At 63.8% G+C, this 18,080-nt stretch carries 18 protein-coding genes and 1 tRNA gene; 9 read left to right on the top strand and 10 right to left on the bottom strand.

What is annotated here, in order from left to right; genetic code table 11:
• The first annotated feature begins 42 nt into the window (after positions 1–42).
• Positions 43–1,977, top strand: a complete 1,935-nt coding sequence (cobT, locus tag AB6B38_RS11140; RefSeq protein WP_371392930.1) for a cobaltochelatase subunit CobT — start codon at positions 43–45, stop codon at positions 1,975–1,977.
• A 4-nt stretch (positions 1,978–1,981) separates the two neighbouring features.
• On the opposite strand, the gene AB6B38_RS11145 is transcribed toward cobT, so the two are convergent.
• Both AB6B38_RS11145 and rpmB read right to left on the bottom strand, forming a co-directional pair.
• A complete protein-coding gene (locus tag AB6B38_RS11145; RefSeq protein WP_371392931.1) occupies positions 1,982–3,673 on the bottom strand; it encodes an amidohydrolase in 1,692 nt (563 codons plus the stop codon).
• Positions 3,674–3,785: 112 nt separating this feature from the next.
• Positions 3,786–4,079, bottom strand: coding sequence for a 50S ribosomal protein L28 (rpmB, locus tag AB6B38_RS11150; protein WP_127565059.1), 294 nt, complete (start codon positions 4,077–4,079; stop codon positions 3,786–3,788).
• Between the two features lie 226 nt (positions 4,080–4,305).
• Between rpmB and AB6B38_RS11155 the strand changes: the two genes are divergently transcribed.
• Complete coding sequence (locus tag AB6B38_RS11155; protein WP_371392932.1) at positions 4,306–5,109, top strand: DUF3108 domain-containing protein; 804 nt, start codon at positions 4,306–4,308, stop codon at positions 5,107–5,109.
• Here AB6B38_RS11155 and AB6B38_RS11160 read toward each other — a convergent pair.
• Positions 5,106–5,474 (bottom strand): type II toxin-antitoxin system VapC family toxin, encoded by a 369-nt coding sequence (locus AB6B38_RS11160; protein ID WP_371392933.1) that lies wholly within the window; start codon positions 5,472–5,474, stop codon positions 5,106–5,108. The two genes, AB6B38_RS11155 and AB6B38_RS11160, sit on opposite strands and share 4 nt — an antisense overlap.
• A complete protein-coding gene (locus AB6B38_RS11165; RefSeq protein ID WP_371392934.1) occupies positions 5,471–5,668 on the bottom strand; it encodes a type II toxin-antitoxin system VapB family antitoxin in 198 nt (65 codons plus the stop codon). The genes AB6B38_RS11160 and AB6B38_RS11165 overlap by 4 nt, the downstream gene beginning before the upstream one ends.
• A 119-nt stretch (positions 5,669–5,787) precedes the next feature.
• Here AB6B38_RS11165 and AB6B38_RS11170 point away from each other — a divergent pair, with 119 nt between their 5' ends.
• The 5 genes from AB6B38_RS11170 (at position 5,788) to AB6B38_RS11190 (ending at position 10,954) form a co-directional block, all read left to right on the top strand.
• Positions 5,788–8,394 carry a helicase-related protein gene (locus AB6B38_RS11170; protein WP_371392935.1) on the top strand — a complete coding sequence of 869 codons (2,607 nt, stop codon included), beginning with the start codon at positions 5,788–5,790 and terminating at the stop codon, positions 8,392–8,394.
• Positions 8,391–8,702, top strand: coding sequence for a S4 domain-containing protein (locus tag AB6B38_RS11175; RefSeq protein WP_371392936.1), 312 nt, complete (start codon positions 8,391–8,393; stop codon positions 8,700–8,702). Before AB6B38_RS11170 ends, AB6B38_RS11175 begins: the two co-directional genes overlap by 4 nt.
• A gap of 79 nt (positions 8,703–8,781) precedes the next feature.
• Entirely contained in the window at positions 8,782–9,123 is a 342-nt protein-coding gene (gene fdxA, locus AB6B38_RS11180) for a ferredoxin FdxA (RefSeq protein ID WP_371392937.1), read from the top strand.
• Positions 9,124–9,361: 238 nt separating this feature from the next.
• Positions 9,362–9,880: a CarD family transcriptional regulator gene (locus tag AB6B38_RS11185; RefSeq protein WP_188451481.1), complete on the top strand. Its 519-nt coding sequence runs from the start codon at positions 9,362–9,364 to the stop codon at positions 9,878–9,880.
• A gap of 180 nt (positions 9,881–10,060) precedes the next feature.
• Positions 10,061–10,954 (top strand): RNA polymerase factor sigma-32, encoded by an 894-nt coding sequence (locus AB6B38_RS11190; protein WP_371392938.1) that lies wholly within the window; start codon positions 10,061–10,063, stop codon positions 10,952–10,954.
• Here the strand turns inward: AB6B38_RS11190 and AB6B38_RS11195 are convergent.
• The 6 genes from AB6B38_RS11195 to AB6B38_RS11220 all read right to left on the bottom strand — a co-directional run bounded on the left by AB6B38_RS11195 (position 10,951) and on the right by AB6B38_RS11220 (position 16,625).
• Positions 10,951–11,763 carry a thermonuclease family protein gene (locus AB6B38_RS11195; RefSeq protein ID WP_371392939.1) on the bottom strand — a complete coding sequence of 271 codons (813 nt, stop codon included), beginning with the start codon at positions 11,761–11,763 and terminating at the stop codon, positions 10,951–10,953. The two genes, AB6B38_RS11190 and AB6B38_RS11195, sit on opposite strands and share 4 nt — an antisense overlap.
• A 73-nt stretch (positions 11,764–11,836) precedes the next feature.
• Positions 11,837–12,217 carry a hypothetical protein gene (locus AB6B38_RS11200; RefSeq protein ID WP_371392940.1) on the bottom strand — a complete coding sequence of 127 codons (381 nt, stop codon included), beginning with the start codon at positions 12,215–12,217 and terminating at the stop codon, positions 11,837–11,839.
• Positions 12,217–12,591, bottom strand: coding sequence for a heavy-metal-associated domain-containing protein (locus tag AB6B38_RS11205; RefSeq protein WP_371392941.1), 375 nt, complete (start codon positions 12,589–12,591; stop codon positions 12,217–12,219). Before AB6B38_RS11205 ends, AB6B38_RS11200 begins: the two co-directional genes overlap by 1 nt.
• Positions 12,592–12,624: 33 nt before the next feature.
• Entirely contained in the window at positions 12,625–13,278 is a 654-nt protein-coding gene (locus AB6B38_RS11210) for a hypothetical protein (protein WP_371392942.1), read from the bottom strand.
• Between the two features lie 68 nt (positions 13,279–13,346).
• A complete protein-coding gene (locus AB6B38_RS11215) occupies positions 13,347–13,706 on the bottom strand; it encodes a hypothetical protein (protein ID WP_371392943.1) in 360 nt (119 codons plus the stop codon).
• A gap of 132 nt (positions 13,707–13,838) precedes the next feature.
• Positions 13,839–16,625 carry a TonB-dependent receptor gene (locus AB6B38_RS11220; protein WP_371392944.1) on the bottom strand — a complete coding sequence of 929 codons (2,787 nt, stop codon included), beginning with the start codon at positions 16,623–16,625 and terminating at the stop codon, positions 13,839–13,841.
• Positions 16,626–16,900: 275 nt separating this feature from the next.
• On the opposite strand from AB6B38_RS11220, the gene AB6B38_RS11225 reads away from it, so the two are divergent.
• The gene (locus AB6B38_RS11225) at positions 16,901–17,773 is read left to right on the top strand and encodes a metallophosphoesterase (RefSeq protein ID WP_371392945.1); all 873 of its coding nucleotides are present in this window, start codon (positions 16,901–16,903) and stop codon (positions 17,771–17,773) included.
• A gap of 85 nt (positions 17,774–17,858) precedes the next feature.
• Positions 17,859–17,935: transfer RNA gene (locus tag AB6B38_RS11230), tRNA-Arg, on the top strand.
• The last annotated feature ends 145 nt before the right edge of the window (positions 17,936–18,080 follow it).

Raw genomic sequence — 18,080 nt, forward strand, 5'->3', positions numbered from 1 at the left:
ACCCCCTTCGCCTTATGCCGCCACGCCTCTAGGTTAGTCCCCATGACCTCTTCGTCCGACACGCCAGCCGAGACCTTCAAGCGCGCGCTCACAGCCGCGACGCGGGCCATGGCGCGTGACCGGGAGCTGGAGGTGGCGTTCTCCGGTGATACGGCCACGCTGAGCGGCGACAAGGCGATCCTGCCTGCTCTCTCGCCTGCGCCGGGACCGCTGGAAGCGGCACGCCTGCGCGGCAAGGCCGACGCGCTGGCGCTCAAACGCGCCCTGCATGATACCGATGCTCACAGTGCCGCCCTGCCACCGGGCAGCGAGGCGCGGCGCATATTCGATGCGGTGGAGCAAGCGCGCTGCGAGGCACTGGGCGCGCGCGCCATGAAGGGCGTCGGCGAGAATATCACTGCCATGCTGGAGGAGCGCTATAGCCGCGCCGGTTTCCAGCAGGCCGAGGACCGCCAGAACGCCCCCTTGTCCGAAGCGCTTGCCATGCTGGTGCGCGAGCGCATTACCGGCACGGCTACGTCCGACGCCGCCAAAGGCGTGATGAAGGTCTGGCGCGAGGATATTGAAGCCGCCGCCGGTGAAGCGCTGGACCAGCTGGCCGAAGCTGCACAGGACCAGCGCGCCTTTGCAAAAGCCTTGCGCGAGGTGATCCGCGATCTCGATCTGGCCGATGAGCTGGGAGATGAGGCGGAGGAAGACCAGAGCGACGAGACAGAGGATTCCGGCCTCGAAAACCCGCCCGAAGAGGGCGATAGCGATAATGACGAAGGCAATGAGGGCGAGGACAGCCAGGAGCGCTCAGACGCTTCCGGCACCGCCGCCGACGAGGAGGACATCTCCTTTGCCGAAGACAGCCAGACCCGCATTGATGCCGAGGATGAGCCCGGCGAGACCATGGAGGCGGCCCGGCCCAACTGGGTGCCGCCAAAGGGCGATGATCCCAATGCCTACAAGGTCTTCACAACCCGCCATGATGAAGTAATCGCCGCTGACACGCTGTGCGATGGCGAGGAGCTGTCCCGCCTGCGCCGCACGCTGGACCAGCATCTCAAAGGTCTTGAGGGCGCGGTGGGCCGCCTCGCCAACCGGCTGCAGCGCAAGCTGATGGCCCAGCAGAGCCGGTCCTGGGCGTTCGATCAGGAGGAGGGGATACTCGATCCCGCCCGCCTGCCGCGCGTCATCATGGACCCGATGCTGCCGCTCTCCTTCAAGCAGGAGCGCGATACGGAGTTCCGCGACACCATCGTCACCCTGCTGATCGACAATTCCGGCTCCATGCGCGGACGGCCCATCCTAGTCGCTGCCGCCTGCGCCGATATTCTCGCCCGCACGCTGGAACGCTGCGGGGTGAAGACCGAGATTCTGGGCTTTACCACCCGCGCCTGGAAGGGCGGGCGCTCGAAGGAGGACTGGCTGGCCGCTGGCAAGCCGCCAAACCCCGGCCGCCTCAATGATCTGCGCCACATCATCTACAAGGGCGCCGATGCACCCTGGCGGCGCACACGCAATAATCTCGGCCTCATGCTGCGCGATGGCCTCCTGAAGGAAAATATCGACGGCGAGGCCCTGCAATGGGCGTGGAAACGCCTGCTGGCGCGGCCAGAACAGCGCCGCATACTGATGGTTATTTCCGACGGTGCGCCGGTCGATGACGGTACTCAGTCTGCCAACTCGCCTGCTTACCTCGAAAAGCATCTGCGCGAGATGATCCGCTTCATCGAGACCCGCTCCGAAGTGGAACTCCTCGCCATCGGCATCGGCCATGACGTGACGCGCTATTACAAGCGCGCCGTCACCATTGTGGACGTGGAACAGCTGGCAGGCGCCATGACCGATCAGCTAGCCAGCCTCTTTGATGAAAAACCGCGTACCCGCAACCGGCGCGATACCGGCACCACGCCGCGCAAACCCTCCGGCGATGGCTTGTCAGCGCTGAAGCGGGCCGTCAGCGCGGATACCGGGCGCAGCGTGCGCTAAACGCCTACTCCCCCCGCCAGACCACTTCCCCGCCAATCACCGTCATCACGGGCCGGGCGTGACGCAGATCGAGATCCTCTGCCGTCATCAGATCCATGTCGAAGACGGAGAAGTCGGCGAGCATGCCGGGCGCGATTGTGCCCAGCTCCTCCTCGCGGAAGGCGGCCCAGGCCGCATTGCTGGTGAAAAGGGCTAGCGCCTCATCGCGTGAGAGCGCCTGTTCCAGATGCCAGGTCTCAAGGTCGGCAAAGCCATCAAGATCGCGCCGGACGGTTGCGGCATAGAACTCGATGCGGGCTTCCCCGCGCTCCACCGGCGCATCAGACCCGCCCGCGATCACCGCGCCGCTATCTGTAATGTCCCGCCACGCATAGGCGCCCGACAGGCGCTGCGCGCCAAGCCGTGCAGGCGCAAAGTGCAGATCACCAATGGCGTGGGAGGGCTGCATGGAGGCGATAAGGCCAAGCTGCGAGATACGCGGCAGATCAGATGGGCTGACAACTTGCGTATGCTCGATGCGCCAGCGGGGCTGCGCAATCGCGCGTTCCTCAACCGGCACACGCCCGTAGGCCGCCTCCACCCAGTCCAGTACCGAGCGGTTGCCGAGATCGCCAATGGCATGGATGGCGAGCTGCACTCCGTCGCGCAGGGCATCATCCATCATCGCGCCCGCGGCGTCCGCCTGCATCAGCATCAGGCCGCGGTTGGCCGGATCATCGGCATAAGGGTTGATAAGCGCCGCGCCGCGCGAGCCAAGCGCGCCGTCCGCATAGAGCTTTACTGCGCGCGCGGTAACCTGCCCTGATGCGTGCTGGCGCGGGGCGTTGGCGGCGACATCTGCGTAATCGCCCGGATTGGCCGACACATGGACGCGAAGGGCCAGCCGGCCCTCATCGGCGAGCCGTTCAAGGATCGCCACATCGCGGTAGGGCACGCTCATATCGTGCACGCCCGTCCAGCCATAGCTGGCCATCACGCGCGCGCCCGCTTCGTAGATTTCCAACCGTTCGGCCTCTGTCGGCTCGCCCAGAAGCGCGCGGAACGGGGCCATGGCGGTGTCGATAATCATGCCGGTGGCCCGGCCATCCTCACCCCGCAAGATCGCCCCGCCATCGGGATCAGGGGTTTCATCTGTCACGCCCGCCGCCTCTATCGCGGCACTGTTGGCGACCAGCGCATGACCGTCGGCCCGGATCAGGATGACGGGCCGGTCTGCCACCACCGCATCGAGATCACCGGCACCCGGAAAGCGCGCTTCCGGCCAGTGTGTCTCGATCCAGCCGCGCCCGAACACCACGCCTTCGCTGTTGGTATCGGCATAGGCCGCGACCCGCGCCTGCAGGTCCGCGATGGAGGTGGTTTCCTCAAGGTTCAGCGTGCGCTCGCGCTGGCCGATCCCGATCAGGTGGGCATGAGAGTCGGTAAAGCCCGGAAACATCGCCACGCCGCCAAGATCGACCGTTTCGGTGCCAGCATCGGTAAACTCTGCCAGCCCCGCCGCATCGCCCGCATAGACGATCCGGCCATCGCGCACCGCGACAGCCTCCACCGTCGTCCCCAGCCCGGTATGGATGGTGCCGCCGGTGAAGATGCGCTCGGCCACCTCATTGGCGGCTTGCCCGTTTTCAGACGTGCCATTACAGGCCGCCAGAAGCCCCGCAGAAACGATAATCATGAGTGTGGTGCGACGTATCATCTGGCCCTCCCGAAGCGCTTGGAAACGCAAGCTAGGCCGGTTGGCGGCAAAAAGAAAACGCCCGCCTCAAGCGAGACGGGCGTTTGATCTTTCAAGGCAGGAGGAAGGGGGCTTAGGCCGCCGCTTCGCCTTGCGCCTTTTTCAGCTCGCGCTTCACTTTCAGCGCGCCAGCCGACAGGTTCTCATCGCGGGCTTTGAGCAGAAACGGGTCGAGACCGCCCACATGGTCCACGCTGCGCAGGGCTTTCGCCGCGATGCGGAATTTGAACGCGCGGCCCAGAGCCTCCGACGCCAGCGTGACGTCGATCAGGTTCGGCAGGAAGCGCCGGCGGGTCTTGTTATTGGCGTGGGACACGTTGTTGCCCGACATTGGGCCGGTCCCGGTCAGTTCGCAGCGGCGCGCCATGGCTTCCACCTTCTCTTGCAAAGTCGCGTTCAGGAATATCGTTACACGCCGGAGAAGCCTCCGGCGCGGGAGCGCGGGTGTTAGCCGAGAGGGCGCGCAACGTCAAGCCGGGCCTGTAGATGACGCCGGGTCAGGGTGTGCCTGCCACAACACTGCCGCGTTCATCGTGCAGACAGCTTGTGAACACGATACAATAGCGGCTGAAAACCCTGCTGGAGTGATCTTCATGCGACTTAAAGCCCTTCTGGCCCTGACGGCTCTTGCGATCCTGCCCGCCCTGCCAGCCAGCGCGGACACCGGAACCCGGCTCGCCGCGCCGCCCGACAGCCTGTTTGTGCAGTATTCCGGCTCGTTCCTGATGATCCCGGTCGCGAACATCTCCATCAACGCCGTGTGGCCGGGCGAGACCTATTCGGCGACCGCCACTTTCCAGTCCGGCGGGCTTTTGCGCTGGTTTGACGATACCAATATCGAGGCCGGTGTTTCCGGCTATGTCCGCGATGGCGGCCTTGACCCCTGGCGCTACCAGCACCTCAACCATGCCAGCGGCAAGGGGCGCATCGTGGCGGTTCACTTTGAGGACGGCATGGCCGTGCCGGATATCAACCCGCCCTTCGGCTCGATGGGCGATCCGGCCGCCAGCGATGAGGACCGTACCGGCGCCATCGACCCCATTTCGGGCATTCTCAACATGATGCTGAGCGCGCCCATGGCCGCCAATGGCGAGCCCTGCTCTGGCAGCGTCCCGATCTTTGACGGGCGGGCACGCTATAATCTGCGGCTGGAAAATGGCGGTATGTCAGAAGTGTCCACGCGCGCCTATCGCGGCGCGGCGCTGGTCTGCCGGGCCTATGTGGAACCGATCAGCGGCTATGAGGAAGGCAAGCGCCCGACCGAGGAAGATACAAACCGCCCGGTGACAATATGGATGGCCCAGCAGGGCGAAATATGGGTGCCGGTGCGCTATCGCGCCAATACCCGCATCGGCAATCTGACCATCAGCGCCACCCATCTGCGTGTGGGCGGCTAGGCGAGATCCACAGCCAGGCCGAGCCGGTCAAGGACCCGCGCCAGACGCTTGTCGCGGGTCCATAAGCCCTGCAGTGCTCCGAGCTTTGCCGACGCCGCAAGATGGGCATCCACATAACCAATGCCGCTACCGGCAAGGTCATACGCATCGATGAAGCGGCGCACTTCGCCGTCCGATGCCTGCGGCGCGGCCGGCAGGTTTTCCAGATCGGCCAGAATATCCGACCGGTCAGCCAGATTGCCCAGCGCCAGCTCACCGATGATGAAGGGATGGCACACGGCCTGACCATTCATCAGCAGGCCCGCCAGATGCGGTTCGCCGGAACGTAGATAGTCCACCCACACAGATGTGTCGACGAGGATCAAGCCGGTTCGCCCTGCCGCCGGGGAACGGGCCGCAAGTCCGGCTGCGTCCCGCCCAGACGGGCCAGGCGGCGCGCGCTCTCGCGCTCGATCAGCGCCTTCATCGCCTCGCGGACAAGGGCTGCCCGCTCTTCAATGCCGGTGAGCTTCGCGGCTTTTTCAAGCAGCTGGTCGTCAAGATTTACGGTCGTGCGCATGGCAGATCTCCCTTGATGAACGCATATTAGCATCAAATGATGCCAAAACCCATGCCTGCCATCGCCTCTTAAACCGGCCCGCGCTACGCCCTATCTTCGCAACAGAAAGCGAGGCGGTCATGCGCACGCAAGGCGAGATCACGGCGGTTCTGGGCCCCACCAATACCGGCAAGACCCATCTTGCCCTGACGCGCATGCTGGGGCGCTCTTCCGGCGTGATGGGCCTGCCCTTGCGCCTGCTCGCCCGCGAGCTTTACGACCGCGTGGTCAAGGCCAAGGGACCGGGCGCGGCCGCCCTCATCACCGGCGAGGAAAAGATCGTGCCGAAAAGCGCACGCTATTTTCTGTGCACGGTCGAAGCCATGCCGCTCGATCTGCGCCCCGCCTTTCTGGCCATTGACGAGATCCAGCTCGCCGCCGACCCGGATCGCGGCCATGTCTTCACCGACCGGCTGTTACATGCGCGCGGGAGCGAGGAGACCATGCTGCTGGGCGCTTCGACCATGGCGCCCATGCTCTCCCGGCTGGTACCCGATGCGCAAAGAGTGGAGCGTGAACGCTTCTCCACCCTCACCTATTCGGGGCCCAAAAAGATCGGCAAGCTGCCGCGCCGCTCCGCCATCGTCGCCTTCTCCGCAGAAGATGTGTACGCCATTGCCGAGCTGATACGCCGCCAGCGCGGCGGGGCGGCTGTGGTGATGGGCGCGCTCTCCCCGCGCACCCGCAATGCGCAAGTAGAGCTCTACCAGTCCGGCGAGGTGGACTATCTCATCGCCACTGACGCCATTGGCATGGGGCTCAACATGGATGTGGACCATGTCGCCTTTGCCGCCTTTTCTAAATTCGATGGGCATCGCCGCCGCCGCTTGCGCCCCGACGAGATAGGCCAGATTGCAGGACGCGCAGGCCGCTTCCGCTCTGATGGCACATTTGGCGAGACGGGCGATGCGCGGGTTCTGGACGCCGAAACGATTGCGGCGGTGGAGAACCACGAATTTGCGCCCGTCTCAAAACTGACCTGGCGCAATGGCGCGCTGGACTTTTCCTCGCTGGAAGCCTTGCGCAATTCGCTGGCAAGACCATCCCCGGCCAAAGGGCTGGAGCGGGTGCGCGGCGCGCTGGACGAGCAGGTGCTCGAAACCCTGAGCGCGGACGCCGAAGTGCGCGGCTGGACGCGCGCGCACGGCGGGCTGGAAACCCTGTGGGATGTCTGCCGTATACCCGATTTCCGCAAGACGACGGTGGACGAGCACGCCCGCCTGTCGCGCCAGATATATGCCTATCTGATGAGCCGGGAAGGCGTGCTGCCCGATGCCTGGCTGGAAGGCCAGCTGGCGCGCGTATCCGGTACGGCAGGCGATGTCGCGGTCCTCTCCCAGCGCCTGGCTCATGTGCGCACCTGGACCTATGCGGCCAACCGCCCCGGCTGGACCAGAGACCCTGCCCACTGGCAGGGGCGCACCCGCGAGGTGGAGGACGCGCTCTCCGACGCGCTGCACGAAGCCCTGATGACCCGCTTCATCGACCGGCGCACCTCGGCGCTGGTCAAGGGCCTGCGCGAGAAGGCCGATCTGGCCGCAGGCGTGGACCATCGCGGCGAAGTAACCGTGGAGGGTCATTTTGTCGGCCGCCTCAAGGGTTTGCGCTTTTCAGCAGACCATGCGGGCGGGCCGCTGGCCCAGCGCGCGGTCACCGGCGCAGCCCTCAAAGCCGTTCGCCCGGAGATCAATCGCCGCCTCGGCGCGCTCGCCCGCGCAGACGCCGCCGATCTGGAGCTGGATAGCGATGGCTATCTGGTCTGGCAGGGCGAGCGGACGGGAAAGCTGGCACGATCGGCAGACCGGCTGAACCCGGATGTGGTGCTGGTCGGCGGGGAGCTTGGCGCTCCTGAAGCGGTCTCACGCGCCGCACAGCACCTGCAGCGCCACGTCGCCGGGGAAATATCGCGCTATCTGGGCCCGCTATTGAGGCTGAAGGATCATGGCGGCACCGGCGCCGGGCTGGACGGTCTGGCACGCGGCATCGCCTGGCGGCTGGTGGAGGCGGGCGGGGCCACGCCGCGCCGCCAGCTCGCCGCCGATATCGCGCAACTTTCCGCCCATGAACGCCGGCAATTGCGCAGCGCCGGGGTGCGCATCGGCGAGCATGGCGTGTTCCTGCCCGCATTGTTGAAGCCGCGCGCGGCCAGCCTGAATGCACTGCTATGCGCGGTCCATTCCGGCGATGCAGACCAGCGCTTCCGGCCCCAGCCCGGACGCGTCTGCCTGCCCGCCCCGCCGGAGCGGAGCGAAACGGAGATCGCGGCGGCAGGCTATCTGGTCTGCGGATCGCTGGCGGTGCGCGTGGATATGCTCGAACGCCTCGCCGACGCCATTCGTGATGCCAGAAAATCCCATCCGCGCAGCTGGTTCGCGCTGGACGACACCATGATGGCGCTGCTGGGCCTGCCCATGTCCGGGCTGGAAGAAATCGTGCGCGCGCTTGGCTATACCCGCGTCAGCAAGGCGGCAGGCAACACGCCGGACATGTGGGCGGCCAGCCGCAAGGCGCGGCGCAGCCCGCCTGAGAGCGCCCGCCCGCCTGCACCAGTAGACAGCGCCAGCCCATTTGCCCGGCTGGCCGAGCTGAGCCTGACGCCCGCGGCGGCCCGCCCGCGTCCGCGCGCATCGCACAAATCGCGCCGCAAACGCGCAAACACATCCGGCAAGGGAGCCAGACCCGCATGACAGGGCCAGCCTCCGGTGATGAAGCGCCAGAGCGTATCCGCATTGATGTCTGGCTGTTTCGCGCCCGCTTCCTCAAATCACGCGCACTGGCCGCCGATCTCGTCAATCGCGGCCATGTCCGGCTGGAGCGGGGCGGCCAGATCGTCAAGATCGCCAAGGCCGCCCACCTCATCCAGCCCGGCGACATCCTCACCTTGCCGCTCAGACCGGCTCCTGCCCGCATCGAAATCTGTGCCACCGGCCACAGGCGCGGCCCGCCGGCAGAGGCACGCACGCTCTATCGCGCGCTGGATATCGCAGGGCCGTGATTGACAAAACGGATCGCGGGTTCCATGTCCGGATCGCTGCCTGCCCGCCACCCGCGCCACCCGGAAACGCTACGCCGCCATGACCTATATCGTCACCGATGCCTGCATACGCTGCAAGTTCACCGATTGCGTGGAAGTCTGTCCGGTGGACTGCTTTTATGAAGGCGAGAACATGCTCGTCATTCATCCCGACGAGTGCATTGATTGCGGCGTGTGCGAGCCGGAATGTCCTGTAGAGGCCATCAAGCCGGATACTGAAGATGAGGCCGACGGCAAGTGGCTGGCGCTGAATTCAAAATACGCCACTGAATGGCCCAACATTACAGTGCGCAAAGACGCGCCCGCAGATGCCGCTGAATTTGAGACCGTCACCGGAAAGCTGGACAAGTACTTTTCAGCCAAGCCGGGCTCCGGCGATTAACCTTGCCTTTACTATTATGGCCAACAGGTTAAACATTCGCAAACGCAGCAATTGAATTTCTGTCACGATTGTGGTAGCTTGTGCGTCTTCGATAACCGCGCCTTAAGCGGACCCCTCAGGGAATTTGCGTTGATCTGATCTATTGTCTTTATCACCACTTCCCCGGTTTTCACCGGCGGGAGTGCTGTTGACAATTATCAGCCCTGAAGGTCCGTGCGCGCTGGCCAAGAGAGTGTCGATGACCAAGAAAACCGCCAATGACAACAAGACCTTCAAAAAAGGTGATTACATCGTCTATCCGGCCCACGGCGTAGGCCGCGTGACCGGGGTGGAAAAGGAAACCGTGGCAGGCTTCGATATCGAGGTCTATGTCGTTTCCTTCGAGCAGGACAAGATGACACTGCGGGTGCCGACGGCGAAAGCCATCGCGTCGGGCATGCGCCCGCTGGCCAATGACAAGGTGCTGGCCGATGCCCTGAAAACCCTGCGCGGCAAAGCCAAGGTGAAGCGTACCATGTGGAGCCGCCGGGCCCAGGAATACGAAGCCAAGATCAATTCCGGCGACCTGATCTCCATTGCCGAGGTCGTGCGCGACCTTCACCGGCATGAAGACCAGCCCGAGCCGTCCTATTCCGAGCGTCAGCTTTATGAGTCTGCGCTGGACCGGATGGTGCGGGAAGTGGCGGCCGTGGAGAAGGTCGATCGCGACAAGGCGCTCGAAATCCTGTCCACCTCCCTGCAGAAAAAAGCCGCTTAAGACACCGGGTTTCTCCTGATTGTCATGAATCGCCCCGCCCTTGCCAGCGGGGCGTTTTCATTTGGCCGGGCCGCAAGGGATGGGGCGCCTGCACGAGAATGAAGCGCGGATGTGATCCGGTGAACGGCGTTCACCGTAGAGGCTGACGAAACCGATGCCACCCTTGCCGGAGTTGCGTCCATGTCCAGCCAGTCTTCCGCCCGCCGCACTGCCGATCCCGACCGCCAGTTTTTGAAAACAGCCATGGCCGTGCCGCTGCTGGAACGCGAGGAAGAGTTGGCCCTTGCCACCGCCTGGCGCGAAGACGGCGACGAACAGGCCCTGCACACGCTCACCACCGCCTATATGCGCCTCGTCATCGCCATGGCGGCGCGCTTTCGCCAGTACGGCCTGCCTTTCGCTGATCTGGTGCAGGAGGGCAATATCGGCCTGATGCAGGCCGCCGCCCGGTTCGAGCCGGAGCGGGGCTTGCGCTTTTCCACCTATGCCAGCTGGTGGATACGTTCCTCGATCCAGGATTATGTCCTGCGCAACTGGTCCATCGTGCGCACCGGCACCACGGCGGCGCAAAAATCGCTCTTCTTCAATCTGCGCCGCCTGCGCGCCCTCATCAGCGATGTCGGCGGCAGCGCCATGACGCCTGAAAACCGGGCCTATGTCGCCGAAGCGTTGAAAGTTGGCGAGGATGATGTCGATGCGATGGCCGCAAGACTGGCGGCGGTCGACCGCTCGCTGAACGCGCCCCTCGCAGAAGAGGGTGAGGGCGAGTGGCAGGATTTGCTGGCTGATGACCGGCCTGACCCGGAAACAGCCGTGATGGAAAGCCGTGATACGGCCACCCGCCATCAATGGATCAGTGAGGCAATGAACAGGCTGAGCGAGCGCGAGCGCCACATCATCACAAAGCGCCGCCTCATCGAGGACAGCGTCACGCTCGAACAGCTCGGCGGGGAGCTCGGCATCTCCAAGGAACGCGTCCGCCAGATCGAGCATCAGGCCCTGATGAAGATGAAAAAGTCTCTGATCGAGATTGCGGGCGACCCGGAAGAGGCCGGTCTCATCCCTGCCCTCTAGCGCCCAGGAAGCCTGGCGGGCTCAGGCGCATCGACCAGTTCAAGCGCTTCAGGGTGATCGAGCGTTATCATCGGGCCGTTTTCCTCATACATCCAGCCGCGCACGCGCACGATTGTGCCCGCCAGTTCGCGCAGATCGACACCTGCCGCTTCAAAGCGCCGCTGGTGCCGGCGCATCACCTGCACCGTGAAATCGGTGCGCCAGTCCGTGCCGAAATTGAGATAGATGCGCCCGTCGCGCGCCTGCCCGGTGGAGATCACCCGCCCCTGCACGATTGCGACGCTATCAAGCCAGGGCGCGAGGGCGTTGGGGTCAGTGGTGTGAACCAGAAGGTCGCGCAGACCCCACGCGCCAAGACCGGCATTACGCGCCACTTCCTCCAGTTCCAGCAGACGGGAGGTGTGCGCGGTGTTGTCGGCATGGCTATCGACAGCGGCCAGCCCCTCGGCGACAAGCGCCGCCTGCAGGGTGGAGCCATCACCGCGCGTGGCGGTTACCAGAAGCGCGCCATAGCGATTGCGGCCGGGTCCGGCAGGTGCAAGCGCCAGATCGCCGCCAGCCTCGTCCAGCAGGGCCTGTAGCCGCGCCAGCGCCAGCTCTGCAGACGGGCCAGCACGCGGCGCGCGTATACCGGCAAGGCGCACATCTGCCGCCTCGCCCTCGATCTCCAGTGTAAAGCGATCCCCGCTTACGGCGCGGGCACCTGAAGAGTCCTCGGCCAGTGGCAGCGCGTCCGGTTCGGCCTCAGGCGGCGCACCGCAGGCAGCAAGATAGAAAGCGGTAAATGCCGCTGTGATTATCCTTCCCACCTGGCCCGTCCCCGTCCCGCTTCACCCCAGTCTGACAAGACATCAGAGCGGAGTGAAGCGTAAACGGGTGCCGCTAGAAGAAGAGCGCGGCGGCAAAGAAGGCAAAGAAGAAGCCGACCGCCCACACGATAGCCGCGGCAATCAGCACGATCCCGCCCCAGCGCCGCATGCGGGCGCAGGCTGCCGCCTGTTTCGGGTCTGCCGGACAGGGCGCATTGCGGGTGAACCAGCGCATGGCGAAGGCCCCCAGCAACAGCGCACCCGACAGGGCAAAGAGCGGCCCCTTCCAGGCGGTGAAGGCCACCAGACCCGGCACATTGGCCACCAGCCCCGCCATCACCGCCCCGGCCCCGATGGTCACCAGCAGGGCCGGCAGGGCGCAGCAGATCAGCGTCGACAGGCTGGCAAAGAGGGCAAGGGCCGGAGCCCCCGTCTCACGAAAGGCCAGCCGCATTACAACGCCTCCGGCCGGGTGATGCCATTGGCCTGATAGCCTGCACGGCGGATCAGGTCGGTAATCGTGGCATCATCAAGCGTCTGGCCCTCATGGACCACGAAGGTCAGCGTCTTGGCGTCAAGATCGACCGTGGCGGCGGCCACTTCGTCCCGGCGCTCAAACGTGCGCGTCATGGCGAGGGCGCAGAAATCGCACACCGCACCCAGCACATCGACGAGAACCAGCGAGCCGCCCTCATCAAGCGCGGTCTGCATGGCCGGCGTGAGCTGGCTTTCTGACAGGCTGACCTCCTGCGCCAGTGTGGACGGCGTAGCGGCCAGTACGGGCGCTACGGACAGGGCAAAGGCAAGGGTGATATTGCGAATGGACATGGGATGTCTCCTTTTTAATCGGGAATGGCCGCTTCAGAAGCGGTACTGGAACTGGAGGAAGGGTTTGTCATCGGTGACCGACCAGCCGAACTCGGCCATGAGCGGTCCCTGGAAGAAGCGCACGAGCGGTGTCACACCGACCGGGTTTTCAGCCTGCGGATTGTGCTCCACCTGCACCATCAGCCAGGTGTGGAGCGCGCCGTAATTGGCCACATAGGGCGCAACACCGAGCCTTGCCGACTGCATGGCCATCTCGCCGACCGTCTCACCGGCAAAGCCTCTGGCCATGTAGGAGACAAACCAGCGGCGTGTCTCCCAGTCGGCCATCAGCCCCAGCGAGCCGGCCGCACCGCTGCCTGCCGGGTTATCGTCCACGCCATAGGCAAGGCCCGCCGCACCAAACAGGTAGAGATTGGCCTGATAGTCCTCGCCGAACCAGCGATTGGCGAGCCATGTGGCCTGCACACCGTGAAAGGCATGATCGTCCTCGCGGTGCCATTCCCCGCGATAGCCGATCGAATAGCGGTGATGGGGCGTGTAGTGCGCCCAGATGGCGCTCATATCGCGGTCATGTTCCACGATGAGCGTTCTGCCGCCCTCATAGGATACCGGGCGCGCGTGTGCCTCTGCAGGAGGCAAGCACATAGCCAGCGCCACCGGGGCAGCCGCAAATGCAAGATGTTTCAAGGAATATTCCTTCCCGTCTGATCAATTCCGGATGGGCGCAAGGAAGCTTGCGCCAGCTCATGGAAGGATCAGGTCCGGGGAGGGGGCGGGTCGTGGGCGGCAATAACGGGCAGGGCCGTCTTTACGGCGAACAGGCGCGGCGCGCCGTGCAGGGCCACGCCGTCAACGAAGCTGGCATCCACCGAGAGCCCGGCGGCCAGCGCGCAATCAATACAGGCCGCACCGCCCTGACAGGCTTCATCGCCATGCAGGGCAGGATGCAAGTTGTCGTGAGACACCGGTGCCGGTTCGTGGCAAGGCGAATGGCCTGCCGGAGATGCGTGAGACGCCGTTTCGGCGGCCTCCACAACCGGCATGGCGAGCGCGCAATTGGCCGAGCCGGTAACGGCAAGGCCAAGCATGACAAAGCTGGCAAGAAGCGCGCGCATAATGCCTTGATACCTGTTTGTGCCGCCGCGCGCCAGTCACAGACCGGTGATGGGCTGGCAAAGACACCGGAAATGGCAAGGGGCGCGAGGTTTCCCCCGCGCCCCTCATTTTAGGCACTAAGGCTATATGGCCTAGAAGTTGAAACGCAGGCCACCGAACAGGGTGTAGCCGAACGCCTCGCGCTCGATTACGCGGCTGCGGTCGCCCGCATAACGCACCCCTTCGGTATTGGTCAGGTTCTTCGCTTCAAAGAACACACCCAGCTGGTCGTTCACATCGTAGCTGGCCGAGAAGTCAAGCTGGCTGCGGCCTTCCCAGAAAATATCGAGGCGCGAATCTTCCCCATCGACCGAGTCGATATAGTCAGACCGGTCATTCCAGGACAGACGGGCGCTGAAACGCTCGGTTTCATAGAACACGGCGAGGTTCAGCGTGGTGTCCGACTGACCCGGCAGGACGCGCGTGCGGCTGCCCGAAATCGGGGAGGCCAGTGTAATCTCGGCATCGGTATAGGTGTAGTTGGCAAACACACCGGTGTTGGCCAGCAGGCCCGGCAGGTTCACGAATTGCTGCTGATAGGTCAGCTCTACACCGCGGATATAACCGTCGGGCGCATTCTCGGCGGTGGAAATACGGGCAGGAAGACCCTCATACGTGCCGTCCCGGACCAGCTCGAACTCATAGTTCTCAAGATCCTTGTAGAACACGTTGATGGCCGCCAGACCCAGCGGGGTGAAATAGTATTCCAGACCCGCATCGAAATTGTTCGACAGGGTCTCGCGCAGATCCGGATTGCCGCGATCCACTTCGACCGGCAGAGACGTGCGATCACCCTCTTCCACCCGCGGCACCACATCCTGGTAGCGCGGACGGCTGATCGCGCGTGTCAGCGCCACACGGCCAATGAGATTATCCGAGAATTCGTGACGCACCGTCAGGTTCGGGAACCAGTTCGTGTAATCCCGGCTGATACGGTTGATGCTGATATTGTCAGCGTCATCGATGAAGGGGGCCGAGCCCTCGAACTGGGTGTGCTCGACGCGCAGGCCCGCCACGATACGGGTGGCACCGGCCTCCACCGTCGCCATGCCGTAGGCGGCATAAATACGTTCCTCGGCTTCATAGTCAGCGGTGGTGGACTGCGGAACACGGCGTACATCGGCCTGTGTGGACTGGGCCTGATTGGCGTTCCAGTAGGCGGTCACCGCCGACGGATCGTACTTGTTGCCCAGGAAGTAGTTGAAGTTCTGCGAGCGCTCCGTGCCCAGGAAAGCCGAGATCGGCTGGCCCGGATTGGCGCTTGCACGCCGGTCACGATATTGCTCGTTATCGTTGGTCACCTCGCGACTGCGCACGGCGGCACCGGTGCGGAACTCGGTCGGATTGGCGAAGAGCGATCCGCTAAACGCATAATTGATCCGCGCGGCGATCTCGTCCTGCTCGGTGGTCTGACCGCGGAATACGTTTTCGCGGAACCCATAACCGGAGAGGTCAAGATGCTCATTAGTGGTGAAGAGCGACAGGGCCGGGCTGTCAGCGTTCGAGAAATCATAGCTCAGGTCCGGCCGGATCGAGGAGCGGAACAAGAATTGCGCCCGGCGCGGGTTGAACTGTTCGGAGCGTGAATAGGAGAGCGAGTAATCCAGCTCCCCGCCGCCAATGAGATGCTCACCGCCGATCTGGATCGTGGCAATCTCGTTCTGGACGATGCGGTGACGCAGCTCTTTTTCGATGCGGGCATCGTTCCAGGTCGCATTGCCGTTGGTGGCGCCCGGCTGAAGGTCACCATCGTCATAGATTACGAGGAGCGTGTTGCGGAACTCGTTGTCGCGGAAGCGCGAATAGCTGCCGGTCAGGAAGAAGCGGTTCGCGTCATCGGGGCGGAATTCCAGCGATCCGGTGAGCGCGGTGCGCTCGCGCACCGTGTCATAATCCTTGAACTCCTGTTCATCGACGAGGAACACATCCTGACCGCCAACATCCTCTATGATCCAGTTGGACTCGATATTGTCGACCTGACGGTCCGTGCGCGAATAGCTGGCTGACAGCAGGGCGCCGAAACGGCCATCGCCGAACGTATTGGAGATCGTGCCCGAGGCGCGGCGGTCATTGCCGTCGCCAAACTCATTATAGCTCAATCCGCCCTGGCCGGAGATGCGCAGGCCCGGACGGTCGAAGGGAGAACGCGTAACCAGATTGACCGAGCCGGCAATCGAGTCGGCATCCTGGTTCGGCAGCAGGGTCTTGGACACTTCCAGCGCGGCTACGATATCGGCCGGAATGGTATCAAGATCTACCGCGCGGGTACCCGGATCGGGCGAGCCCACAGCCACACCATCTACCGAGATACCGGTGAAGTCGCCCGGCGCGCCGCGCAGATTGATGAAGCGGCCTTCGCCCTGATCGCGTGCGACGGCAAAACCCGGAACGCGCTGGAGCGCTTCGGCGATATTGGCATCGGGGAAGCGGCCGATGGAGTCAGCCGAGACGATATTGGTGGTGGCGCTATTGGTGCGCTGCTGGTTCAGGGCGCGCGCCGCAGAGTCAAGGATCTGGCCAGTGATGACGATGCGTTCCACACCATCGCCCGCTTGGGCAAGGGTGAAGGTGATCGTATTGGTCTCGCTCGCCGAGATGTTCACGCCGCGTACACCCGGAGGCAGGCCCAGATAGTTAACCTCGAGCTGTGCTTCGCCAGCAGGCAGCGACAGAAAGATGAATTCGCCGCGGCGGTCAGTGGACGTGGTCAGACCGAGTTCCGGTACACTTACACGGGCACCCGGAAGGCCATTGCCACGCTCGTCGACAACCCGGCCGGTCAACTGATGCTGGGCCAGCGCCTCTGCGCCAAGAGCACTAAAGCCCAGAGCGAGCACAAGGCCAGATACGCCCAGAAGGCGTTGATTACGGATTCTCATCGGTGAAGTCCCCCTGAAAAACAACCAAACACCGGACTGCGCGCACGCATCCGGCTCTTGCTCGTTAGACAGGAGGCCGATGACAGCCCGGTCACGGACTGGTGAAGTCTTGGTGATGTTTCGATGACGGGAAAATTACCGATAGGCGTAAGTTTGGTGACAGCTCAAAGCCGATTTGCGGGGCTGCTTTAAGCCGCCGGTTTCACCGCCTTGTCACAAAACCCGCGCAGTATAGCGGCCAGTACAGTTCCATGACATCAGGGTTTGCAAACACCATGGCCAACAGATTTCTCGCTCGCGTTGCCGCGACACTCCTCGCCTTCCTGCCGGCAACGGGGGCGGCATTCGCCCAGGACGGGGCGATAGACAGTGTGAGTGTACGCTTCGCCGTGCTCGGCGACGCCGAGCCCAAGCCGTGTGCGCTATTTCCCGGCGTGGAGGCTGCGGTGCGCGATGTGAACGCCCTGGCCGAAACCGGCCAGATCGACTTTGTTCTCGGCGTGGGCGATCTCGCCCACAAGGGCACGGAAATTCAGTACGAGAACGTCACGCCGGCGCTGCAGTCACTGACCCGTCCCTTCTACCCGATCATGGGCAATGAGGAGCATGGCGACACGGTAGAGCGGTATCTGGAATTCGCCGGCCAGTGGAACCCGGACGTTACCGAGGTGAGCTATACGCTGGAAGCTGGCCCGCTCACGCTGGTGATGGCCTCGCCTGATTTCAGCCGCCAGTTCAACGATGAGAGCATAGACTGGATACTCGAACAGGTGCGCGGGGCAGCCCCCCGCCCGGTCTTCCTGGTGGTGCACGCCGCCCAGATGGGTGTCTATCCGGACAGCCCGGACAAGGGCGTTGAAAACCCGCGCTTCCTCGAGATTGTCGCCGAACCCAACCTCGCCGCCGTGATCTCCGGTGATCTGCATATGGATATGGACCGCGTCGTTCACTCCCGGCAGATCGAGCACGTGCACTATCTTCACATTCCCGGTCTGGAACGTACGAAAGTTCCTGACGAAACCAGCCACACGCCCATGTTCAGGGTCTTCACCGTGTTTGATAGCGGAGAGGTTCAGGTTGACACCTTCGAGACCGGAAATCCGGAGTCTCTCGCTCGGCACGAATACCGTTTCAGCCTGCTGCAATAGCAGCTAAAGGCTATTACGGTCTCACCTCCGGGATGCGACATGCGCCATGACAGGCGCGCGCGCGTTGGCTATTGTCCGCTCCAGTGTCCCCGTAGCTCAGCAGGATAGAGCATCAGATTCCTAATCTGGGGGCCACAGGTTCGAATCCTGTCGGGGACACCAGTATTCCTGTGCTGCGCCACGCCCTTTGCAGGAACACGATAGAAAGCCGTACCGATTTCGCGCTGCAGCACGCAATTAAAGATTGCCCGCATGCCAGTTTCGCCCCTAGGCTCGGTTCAGAAGGCTTGCAGGGCGATCATCGGGC

Origin of the sequence: Glycocaulis abyssi (assembly GCF_041429775.1) — a bacterium.
GTDB classification, from domain to species: Bacteria; Pseudomonadota; Alphaproteobacteria; order Caulobacterales; family Maricaulaceae; genus Glycocaulis; species Glycocaulis abyssi.